This window comes from Pontibacterium sp., from assembly GCF_041587635.1.
GTDB lineage: Bacteria > Pseudomonadota > Gammaproteobacteria > Pseudomonadales > Balneatricaceae > Pontibacterium.
In genome coordinates this window covers 1-9654 of the sequence record NZ_JBFGYC010000098.1, presented here as the reverse complement: position 1 = coordinate 9654, position 9654 = coordinate 1, and the positions used below count along the sequence as shown (strand labels likewise).

The window sequence follows — 9654 nt, the reverse complement described above, 5'->3', positions numbered from 1 at the left end:
TTAAAGCCCTGCAGTTTAATTTTACCGTTTGATGCCAACTCGGGTGCTCTCCAGTACTAAAATCAATGCGTTAGAAACCTGTGAACCTGCTCGGCGATAGACTTCGGTGCGAGTTCAAAAGGCTCTTTAATCACGGCATAAAAACACTATTTTTGATGGGCGAATTGTAGTGCAGAACGCTGCAAACACAAAGAAAATTTTAGCCGTTCAAGGATTAGAAAGTTAGCGCTTTTTAGCTGCAACTTATTAACTTTTCAGCGCAATATGAAACACTTTCATCTAGATATTCAGCTCAAGCCCTCTTTTCCTCTCACCGTCACCGAAACGACTCGCGACACCTTCAGCCAAACGCATACAAAGCTGAACGTTCAGTTTGCTGCCGAAGTGGTAAATCACTTTCCACTAAAACCGTTGCTACTCACTTCACGCGCCATTATCGCGATACCTGTATTGGTCGCAATCCCCCTGCTGATAAGTGCTTGAGCATACCTCTCCTTAACACCTGAATTTCTGGCATCAAGCTTGCTTTCAATATTTCATCTATAAAAGCACTTAACCTTCACCCGCGTTAAATGCTGAACGAATACCAAAATAAAAAGGTAGACCGATATGAAGCTAAAAGTAGCCACCGCTGCCTCCCTGCTGGCACTCTCCTCCACCCCGGCGTTTGCCCATACCGCATCTGTTGCTGAACATAGCAGCCTGCTGAGCGGTCTGGTTCACCCGCTGATTGGCGTCGATCACCTGTTGGCGATGCTGGCAGTTGGCTTCTGGGCAGCCATGCAAAAAAACAAGCTACGCCTCCAGATCCCGATGGTATTCATGCTGGTACTGATTGCGGGCTTTATGCTGGGACAGACTGCATTTAGCCTGCCTATTGTTGAAGCGGGCATTGCCACCTCTGTGCTGATGCTGGGCCTGCTGATTGCCACAGCGGCACGTCTGCCTGCAGCTGTTGCGCTGGGCCTGAGTGGTGGATTCGCACTGTTCCACGGCTACGCCCATGGCGCTGAAGCGGCGGCTTCCTCAATGACCTTGTTCGCAGCAGGCTTCCTCGGCTCTAGCCTGATGCTTCACCTTTGCGGTGGTATGGCAGCAAACACCGTAAAAACCCAACTGCCATCACTGGCCAAACTGGCTGGTCTGGCAATCGCTGCTGCAGGCGCCACATTGCTGGCAGCCTGATCACTCTGACCCTGCTCAGGTCCCCAAGGTTAAGCCTCTGACGCAGGGTGCATTTCTGACGCTTTGTCACCCACTCCTTGGTCGGGCCCCTTAGCCCGACTTTTTTTATCCATCCGCTTAAGCCCTCCGCCCTAAAACACCCACACACATTCCTGCGGGAGCGATTAGTACCTCTGCTACAGATTCTTCACTCCAGCCTCAAAAGCTAACGGTCGATCAGGTATGTCAGACGTCAGATCGGAGCTGGTTTAACGTTTGAGGTGAGTAGAAATCAATAGAAGTGCCGCCCCCGGCTCCTGCAGCTACGCAGAGCCGACTGCCAGAAGGTTTGCCTCCGGGGGCAGCGGACAGAGAACCGGACAGAAAAGTCCGATAGAAAAATGGGTATACGGGCAAAGAATGACCCGTTCAGCAGATACGCGGCAGCTGCTCACCTACCAGCATATCGAGGATACGTTCGCCGCCGAAACCGGTTTGTACCAACACCCGTCCGGCGTAGCCTTCCAGCACTTCACCAATAATCGCCGCGCCCTGACCTGTAGGATGCGCCTGCATCACCTCGAGTACCGCGTCCGCTTTTTCAGCCGGAACCACTGCCACCAGTTTCCCTTCGTTGGCAAAGTACAGTGCATCCAGGCCGAGAATTTCACAGACACCACGGACTTCGTTGCGTACCGGAATTTTGTTTTCGAACAGGCGGATCGATACTTCAGACGATTCCGCAAACTCATTCAGCACGGTTGCCACCCCGCCACGGGATGCATCACGCACTGCATGTAGCTCAGGGCACACCTCCAGCATCGCCTGCATCAAACCATGCAAGGGCTGGCAGTCGGTGGCTAACTCTACGTCAAGCGCCAGATCACCACGGGCGTTCAGGATCGCCGCACCGTGATCGCCGACAAAACCGTTTACGATCACTTTGTCGCCCGGTCTGCAGTTTTCTGCCGAGATATTGATCCCTTCTGCAATCACCCCAATGCCCGTCGTATTGATAAAGATCTTGTCGCCCTTACCCTTCGGCACAACCTTTGTATCACCGGTTACGATGGTGACACCAGCTTCATCGGCCGCCTGACGCATAGAGGCTACGATACGACGCAACAAGCTAACGTCCAGACCTTCCTCGAGAATCATGCCGCAGGAGAGGTACTTAGGAATGGCACCTGACACCGCCAGATCATTCACGGTGCCATTCACCGCGAGCGTGCCGATATCACCACCACAGAACTCCACAGGATCGACCACGTAGCTGTCGGTGGTAAACGCCAGTTTCTGGCCTTGAGCCTGCAACTCAGCCAGCTCAAAGCGCGCCTGATCTTCCAGTTTATTGAGATTCTCGTTATCAAACGTGCCCACAAACACATCTTCAATCAGATCACGCATCGCCTTACCACCGGCACCGTGTGCCATGGTGATGGTGGAGGCTTTCAAGGTACGTCGTTGCGGTTTAGTCATTACATCTACTCTTCAGGAATCAGGCGATATTACGGGCGTCAATTTTACCGTAGCTGTAGTACGCGGAGCAGGCCCCTTCTGTGGACACCATGAGCGCACCCATCGGGGTTTCCGGTGTACATTGCTTGCCAAAGACTTTGCACTGCCAGGGTTTAATCACCCCTTTCAGTACTTCACCGCACTGGCAGGATTTAGGATCGGCAATTTTCAGATTCGGCAGCGCGAAGGCGCGCTCGGCATCGTACTGCGCATATGCATCGCGGATACGTACACCGGAGTGGTCAATCGAGCCTAAACCTCGCCATTCAAAGAACTCGCGCAATTCGAACACATCAGACACGGCCTTCAACGCCTGCATATTGCCGCCATCCGGCACGATGCGTTTGTACTGGTTTTCGATCCTGGCTTCGCCAGCTTTTAATTGTTCCAGCACCATCAGCAGAGACTGCAATACATCCAACGGTTCGAAACCGGAGATGATCAGCGGACGCTGGTATTGGGCTGAGATAAATTCATAGGGTGCCTGGCCGATCACCATGCTCACGTGACCGGGACCTAAGAAACCATCGATATACATATCCGGCGAATCCAGAATCGCCTTGATAGTCGGGATGATGGTGATGTGATTACAGAACAGATAGAAGTTGTTGATCCCCTCCTTCTCTGCCTGTTTCAGCGTCAAGGCGGTGCTTGGCATGGTGGTTTCGAACCCCAGCCCGAAGAACACCACTTTCTTGTCCGGGTGTTTGCGGGCCAGCAGCAACGCGTCCATCGGCGAGTACACCATCCGGATATCGCAGCCTTCCGCTTTTGCCTGTTGCAGACTTTTCTTCGAACCCGGCACCCGCATCGCATCACCAAAGGTGGTGAAGATCACATCGGGGTGTTCGGCAATCGCCACACAATCATCCACGCGCCCCATCGGCAACACACAGACCGGACAACCCGGGCCATGCACCAGCTCAATTTTGTCAGGCAGCAGCTCTTCGAGACCGTAACGGAAGATAGAGTGGGTATGACCACCGCACACCTCCATAATCTGTAACGGCCGATCCTGTGCCTGCGGGATCTCATCAACCAATGTATGGATACGTTCGAGAATCGCTTTCGCCATATCCGGATCACGGAATTCGTCTACAAATTTCATCTGTCTTTGCTCACAGAGGGTATCTTATTCTTATTGATGCAGAGTGTTGGGTATCGGCCTGCCCGGCCTCCACCCAACCTACATCAACCCATCAGTTTCGGCCGTGCTCACCGATAAAGCCGCGTTCGTCCGCTAGCAGGGTATGCACCAGATCCCACAGAATGTGGTAACTCACCAGATGGCACTCCTGAATGCGATGCACACTGTCGGTTTCGACAATCAGACAATGATCCACCGCTTTATGGGTTGCCAGCTCGCCGCCGTCGCCTCCCGAGAACGCCACCACCGTCAGTCCCAGCTGCTTCGCCTTTTCACAGGCCGCGGTAATGTTGGCGGAGTTCCCACTGGTGGAAAACACCACTAACACATCTTCGGGTTTTGCCAAGGCCAGCAGTTGGCGCGGCAACACATGCTGAAATCCGATGTCATTGGAGATCGCGGTCAGCATGGCATTATCCTGACTCAGGTTGATCGCGGGCAACGCCGGACGCCCCGCCGTCACCGGATGCATAAACTCCAGCGCCAGATGAGCCGAATCGCAGGATGAGCCACCGTTACCGGCGGTGATCAGACGCCCTCCCTGACGGTAGGACTCGGCGATTGCCGCGGCAATATCAGCCAATACGGTGTTGTACTTGGCAAAAAAGGCGTGCTTGGCGGCGATACTTTCTTCGGTTTTCAGACGGATGGAGTCCAGCAACTCAGCCGATTTATCGCGGGTATCCGGCTTATCGCCCTGCTCACTGCCCATAAAGGGATACAGCGCACCGAGCATATTATTCGCATCATTCTTATCAGACATGTCAAAACCCTCGCTCAGTCGATCTCGGTGTTTTGCATCGCATTCAGCTCTTCTTGCAGCTCACCCAGCTCAGCCAGAATTTCCAGCGTTTTCTGAGCCTCCTCTTCGTCTATCAGGCTCATGGCAAACCCCACATGCACCAATGTCCAGCGACCAATCAAAGCATCGAGATGACCGTCCTCCGGCAACACGCAGCCCAGATTAACTTCTCGCTTTACACCGGAGACATTAACCATCGCAACGCCTTCATCAGCGTCTTTGATCTCAACGATCTGTCCGGGAATTCCTAAACACATAGTGACTTCTATCTCCGGTTACTGTTTTTGCTCAGGGGCGATGGCTGATCCGCTCTGCTCCAGAGCATAGCGTTCCAGTTTTGAACGCAACCCCACGCGGGATAAACCCAGCTCTTTGGAGGCACGGCTTTTGTTCCAGCGGTGGCGAATCAGGGTCTCGCGCAGGATACGTTTTTCGAGGGTCTCGACCCGCTCTTTCAGCGTACCTTCAAGACCGGCGAGTATTTCGGTTTCTTCTGCTTCTTCAATCGGTGCTGCGCGCAAGACACGGGGACTGAGCAGATCGGCAGTCAGCCATTCATCTTCGGCCAGCACCAGCATACGGCGCACTTCGTTCTGCAGTTCACGTACATTGCCCGGCCAGCAGTAGCGGCTCATGCAATCCAGCGCTTCATCGCTGAAACCTTTCACAGGCTTATCAAAATCCTGCATCGCATTGTCGAGGAAACCTTTGGCCAGCACCGGAATATCCACCGTCCGGCGGTCCAACGAGGGCAACTCCAGTGTCACCTCAGCCAGGCGGAAGTAGAGATCCTGACGAAAACGCCCAGCACGCACCTCCTCTTCAAGGTCACGATTGGTAGAGGCCACAATCCGTACATTCACCTTACGCCGTTGATGTTCGCCAATGCGCCGGACTTCACGCTCCTGCAAAACACGCAGCAGTTTCACCTGAAAAGCGGGACTGATCTCGCCAATTTCATCGAGGAAAATGGTGCCACCATTAGCCTGTTCGAATAGCCCTTCGTGATCGTTAATAGCACCGGTAAAGGAGCCTTTTTTGTGACCAAACAGCTCAGACGCCAACAACTCATCCGGCATCGCACCGCAATTTTCCACCACGAACGGTTTATCCACCCGCAGACTGTTGTAGTGCAGCGCACGCGCGAACAGCTCTTTGCCTGCACCCGAAGGTCCGGTGACCAGCACCGACACATCGTAAGGCGCAATTTTACCCGCCTGATTACAGATAGCGTTTAACGGGCTATCGGGATGACGACGGATCTCATCCAGCTGAAACGCCTGCTGTAAGCGTTGTTTCTTCTGTGAGATGTTCTGCTCGGCCTGACCTTCAGTCAGGCGCATCTCCATCGCCAGCAGCTCATTTTCGTTCTGCAGTTCACACAAGCGGCAGGCACCGCGCATGATCAACAGCAGATTATCCGGGTGCCAGGGTTTGGTGATGTATTGCAGAATGCCGGCTTCATTCAGCCCTTTGATAATGTCTTCAGAATCGGTGTAACCGGACAGAATCAGGCGGGCAATTTGCGGCCAGCGTTCGCGCACTTCCGTCAGAAATGCCACGCCGGTTTTATCCGGCATCCGCTGATCGCAGAGGATCGCCTGCACTTCATTGTGTTCCAGCAGCGCCATCGCTTCGTCGGCACTGCTGGCCGTGAGCACGTCGAACTCTTCATCTAGCGTACGTTCAAGCGTTTCCAACGAACGAACCTCGTCATCGACGCAAAGCACGGTGGGGCGGTTCTCGAAGTCCATCATAACAAGGCGTGGAACTGGTCGATTTCAGACTGGAGTGCATCGATACGGCTCTGAATCATATGTTTGCGGCGGCTCTCCAGCCACTCGACCCAGCCGTCCATTCCCTCACCGGATCGCGCGGACAGTTGCAGCACCTGAATATCAGGATTCACCTGACGGGCATAGTCGATACAACGCTCCACATCAAAATCCAGATACGGCAGCAGATCGGTTTTATTGAGAATCATCAGATCCGCTGCATGGAACATATCCGGATATTTCAACGGTTTGTCTTCACCTTCGGTCACCGACAGGATCGCCACTTTATGCGCCTCCCCCAGATCAAAAGCGGCCGGACACACCAGATTACCGACGTTCTCGATGAACAGCAGACCACCTTTCATATCCTCAAAGCGTTCCATGGCATGTCCCACCATATGCGCATCGAGATGACAGCCCTTCCCGGTGTTCACCTGAATCGCCTGCACACCCGTTTCACGGATGCGGTCGGCATCATTGGCCGTTTGCTGATCCCCTTCGATCACCGCCACTTTGCGGTTTTCTTTAATACGCTCCAGGGTTTCCGTCAGCAACGTGGTTTTACCCGAACCGGGGCTGGACACCAGATTCAGTACAAACAAACTCTGCTGTTCAAAGCGGGCGCGGTTGATCGCAGCATAACGATCATTCTTGCCCAAAATGTCCTGCTCGATCTGCACCATGCGGCTTTGACTCATACCGGCCACATGGGCATGCGCAGGCCCCTGCCCAAAATGAATGTTGTCACCTTCACTCACGACCACACTACTGTCGGACGGATGACTGTGATCATGATGATGTTCATGGCTATGGTGAGCATGAGCGTGGCTGTGGTCATGGTGATGATCGTGACTATGGTCGTGCGCATGGTGATGATGCCCACCCTCAATCTGCACTTCACCCTCGGAACATCCGCAAACGGTACACATAACTACTCGACCTCCAGCTCTTTTATCCGCATTTCATCCCCCTGAGTGACCTGCAGCTGATGACTGCCGCACTCCGGACAGGCGTCATACCGTTTCTGCACAGGCACTGTTTTCAGGCACTGCAGGCAGAAGGCTTCGCCCACTATATTTATAATATTTAGTTTAGCCCCCTCGGCGAGGCTACTGCGTGTGACCGCATCGAAGCAGAAGCTCAGCGCTTCGGTTTCGATCATCGCCAGCGGGCCGATCTCCAGCCACACGGTTTTTACCCGCTGATAATTCTGTGCTTTCGCCTGTTCTTCCAGAACCTGAATAATCCCTTCGGCAATCGACATCTCATGCATGATTAGTTTCCAACCTCGATCTCCCAGGCAACACAGGGGTCCACCAGAAGAATCAGTTTTTCCACCAGACTGTGCAACCGTTCCCGGTTAACCTGCACACCCTCCAGCATTTGGACCAGCGTCCCGCGCGGATGAAAATTCCATTCGGTCGGGGCGACGATGTTGTAATCCGCTACCCTGCAGTTTGACACGGAATCCCCATCCAGCACTATGCGATGAATCAGCAAGCCCCGCGCAGCATCAACCACACCCATACCTGAATCCCCTGTCGGCAAAGCGGTATGCGGCTCCATAGAGCGCATTCGGGCAGGCAACGCTTGCAGTTCAGATACCATAGCCAGAAAACGTAGCGTCAGTTCATTCAAGCCTGCAGCCCGCCCTTGCACCACTAAACCGGACTCCCGGTTACGTGCCCAAACACCGGTTTCAAAACAGATACCATCCGCGTCCGGCATTGCGCTGAATTCAACGGCGTCATCAGACGCTAAACGCCCTTTGATCCATTCCAGGTCTGCACGCTGTTGAACTTTTAGCGGTAAAACACCTAAGGCTAGTTCAACGTCACCGAACGTTTCCTGCAGGTCACGTAGCTGTTCCCCGATCGGCGTGTGCGAGGCATCGCCAAACAATAACCGGCTCAATTCGGATTCCATACCCACCAGCGGCAGTAGCATCGTCTTCAGTTCTGAGCTGATCCGCTGCGCCTCAATAGGGTTCGATACACGCGGATTGAGATCCAGCGCCCATCGCAGTTCTTGAGACACCCCCGTAAACCACTGCATCAGCGGCACAACCTGAGCCGTATCGGCCAGCCAATATTGCGATAGACGTAACCCCAACTCACGGGCTGTTTCAGCCTGTACCAATAGTTGCCTCGCATGGGCCACTTCCGGTTTGACCTCAATCCCTAATGCACTTTCAGCGGCCTGCAGTGATGCTACTGTCTGCGCCACCGCGCACATAGAGTAGATCATCGGCACCATCGCCAAGGCCTGCGTTAAGGGTTTGGCCTGCAATACACGCGTGATCTCCCGGGGTCGGCTGCTATGCAACTGCACCTGCTGAATCACACCATCACGCCACTGCACATCAACACGGATTTTACCGGCAAGATTGGCGATCCCGTTCATGATGATCTCCCCCCAATCTTAGGTCTGGCGTCCGCTTCCGAGTGCCGTGCAAAGCCCGCCGTCAGAAAACCACGACGGCTGAGTTTTTCAGGTTTTGGTTTGTGTGCAGCGGATTCAGGTATTGCTACAGGTTCAGCGTCTGCCGGATCAACATTCTGAGCCGACCGCTCCTGCTCCAACTGATCGCGTTGCGCTCTTTGGCGGTTGGTCGGCGCTTCATTGTCACCGTCAAATAACGCTTTCATCACCTCTTGCGCGGTTTCAACGGCAACGTCCTGCGACTCAAACTCGGACATTGGCGAAAACAACGAACAGCTGCAGTAACCACCCAGCGCTTCAGCCCAACCAAAGATAAACTCATACTGCCCCGATGGCAGCGCTATCATCTGCTTTTCGCCAACTCGCTGTTCATCCCAGTCAGACCAGGCATCGGCCGTCGCAGGTAACAGCATCAAATTCATGCACCACGGCGTCACCAGCACGCCCAGCTCTCGCCCTGAAAAGTCCCGAAAACCCACCGTTTCAACCGCCAGAAGCGGGTTATACACCGGTAGATCCAACATACGCTCAGCGACGAGATCAAAGTGTGCCTGAAGTGCTGCAACCTGACTCACGGGTTAACCCTCAAGCACCATAAATTGATCTTTGTCGCCGTCACATTCAGGACAGCGCCAATGATCCGGCAACGCACTAAAAGGCGTACCAGATGCGATCTGCCATACCGGATCTCCCGCGGTAGGATCATATTGATACCAGCAAATTTTACATTCCAGTTTGGCCTGGTCCTCAATACGACTGCTATCGCCCAGATAACTGCCTTCAAAACCCTGATAATTCATCGTCAG

Annotated in this window: 11 protein-coding genes; 1 reads left to right on the top strand and 10 read right to left on the bottom strand. The window is 53.8% G+C overall.

Annotation, left to right across the window (positions count from 1 at the left end):
- Positions 1 to 609: 609 nt before the first annotated feature.
- Entirely contained in the window at positions 610 to 1185 is a 576-nt protein-coding gene (locus ABYW01_RS07195) for a HupE/UreJ family protein (protein WP_372831807.1), read from the top strand.
- 408 nt (positions 1186 to 1593) lie between these two features.
- On the opposite strand, the gene hypE is transcribed toward ABYW01_RS07195, so the two are convergent.
- The 10 genes from hypE to ABYW01_RS07145 all read right to left on the bottom strand — a co-directional run.
- On the bottom strand, positions 1594 to 2643 hold the full coding sequence (hypE, locus tag ABYW01_RS07190) for a hydrogenase expression/formation protein HypE (protein WP_372831806.1): 1050 nt from the start codon (positions 2641 to 2643) through the stop codon (positions 1594 to 1596).
- A gap of 19 nt (positions 2644 to 2662) precedes the next feature.
- Positions 2663 to 3790, bottom strand: a complete 1128-nt coding sequence (hypD, locus tag ABYW01_RS07185; RefSeq protein WP_372831805.1) for a hydrogenase formation protein HypD — start codon at positions 3788 to 3790, stop codon at positions 2663 to 2665.
- 91 nt (positions 3791 to 3881) lie between these two features.
- Complete coding sequence (locus ABYW01_RS07180) at positions 3882 to 4592, bottom strand: SIS domain-containing protein (RefSeq protein WP_372831804.1); 711 nt, start codon at positions 4590 to 4592, stop codon at positions 3882 to 3884.
- Positions 4593 to 4606: 14 nt separating this feature from the next.
- The gene (locus tag ABYW01_RS07175) at positions 4607 to 4888 is read right to left on the bottom strand and encodes a HypC/HybG/HupF family hydrogenase formation chaperone (protein ID WP_372831803.1); all 282 of its coding nucleotides are present in this window, start codon (positions 4886 to 4888) and stop codon (positions 4607 to 4609) included.
- 18 nt (positions 4889 to 4906) lie between these two features.
- Complete coding sequence (locus tag ABYW01_RS07170) at positions 4907 to 6388, bottom strand: sigma-54-dependent transcriptional regulator (RefSeq protein WP_372831802.1); 1482 nt, start codon at positions 6386 to 6388, stop codon at positions 4907 to 4909.
- Entirely contained in the window at positions 6385 to 7335 is a 951-nt protein-coding gene (gene hypB / locus ABYW01_RS07165) for a hydrogenase nickel incorporation protein HypB (RefSeq protein ID WP_372831801.1), read from the bottom strand. The genes ABYW01_RS07170 and hypB overlap by 4 nt, the downstream gene beginning before the upstream one ends.
- A gap of 2 nt (positions 7336 to 7337) precedes the next feature.
- Positions 7338 to 7679, bottom strand: coding sequence for a hydrogenase maturation nickel metallochaperone HypA (gene hypA, locus ABYW01_RS07160; RefSeq protein WP_372831800.1), 342 nt, complete (start codon positions 7677 to 7679; stop codon positions 7338 to 7340).
- A 2-nt stretch (positions 7680 to 7681) separates the two neighbouring features.
- Entirely contained in the window at positions 7682 to 8809 is a 1128-nt protein-coding gene (locus tag ABYW01_RS07155; RefSeq protein ID WP_372831799.1) for a nickel-dependent hydrogenase large subunit, read from the bottom strand.
- Positions 8806 to 9423, bottom strand: a complete 618-nt coding sequence (hybE, locus tag ABYW01_RS07150; protein ID WP_372831798.1) for a [NiFe]-hydrogenase assembly chaperone HybE — start codon at positions 9421 to 9423, stop codon at positions 8806 to 8808. The genes ABYW01_RS07155 and hybE overlap by 4 nt, the downstream gene beginning before the upstream one ends.
- A 3-nt stretch (positions 9424 to 9426) precedes the next feature.
- Positions 9427 to 9654: rubredoxin (locus ABYW01_RS07145; protein WP_372831797.1), on the bottom strand; the 228-nt coding region annotated here is incomplete at its 5' end.

Excerpts from the sequence above, each read along its gene's own strand:
- ABYW01_RS07180 (WP_372831804.1), bottom strand. The coding sequence starts at position 4,592 with ATGTCTGATAAGAATGATGCGAATAATATGCTCGGTGCGCTGTATCCC.
- ABYW01_RS07155 (WP_372831799.1), bottom strand. The coding sequence starts at position 8,809 with ATGAACGGGATCGCCAATCTTGCCGGTAAAATCCGTGTTGATGTGCAG.
- hypB (WP_372831801.1), bottom strand. The coding sequence starts at position 7,335 with ATGTGTACCGTTTGCGGATGTTCCGAGGGTGAAGTGCAGATTGAGGGT.
- hypD (WP_372831805.1), bottom strand. The coding sequence starts at position 3,790 with ATGAAATTTGTAGACGAATTCCGTGATCCGGATATGGCGAAAGCGATT.
- hypE (WP_372831806.1), bottom strand. The coding sequence starts at position 2,643 with ATGACTAAACCGCAACGACGTACCTTGAAAGCCTCCACCATCACCATG.
- hypA (WP_372831800.1), bottom strand. The coding sequence starts at position 7,679 with ATGCATGAGATGTCGATTGCCGAAGGGATTATTCAGGTTCTGGAAGAA.
- ABYW01_RS07175 (WP_372831803.1), bottom strand. The coding sequence starts at position 4,888 with ATGTGTTTAGGAATTCCCGGACAGATCGTTGAGATCAAAGACGCTGAT.
- ABYW01_RS07195 (WP_372831807.1), top strand. The coding sequence starts at position 610 with ATGAAGCTAAAAGTAGCCACCGCTGCCTCCCTGCTGGCACTCTCCTCC.
- ABYW01_RS07170 (WP_372831802.1), bottom strand. The coding sequence starts at position 6,388 with ATGATGGACTTCGAGAACCGCCCCACCGTGCTTTGCGTCGATGACGAG.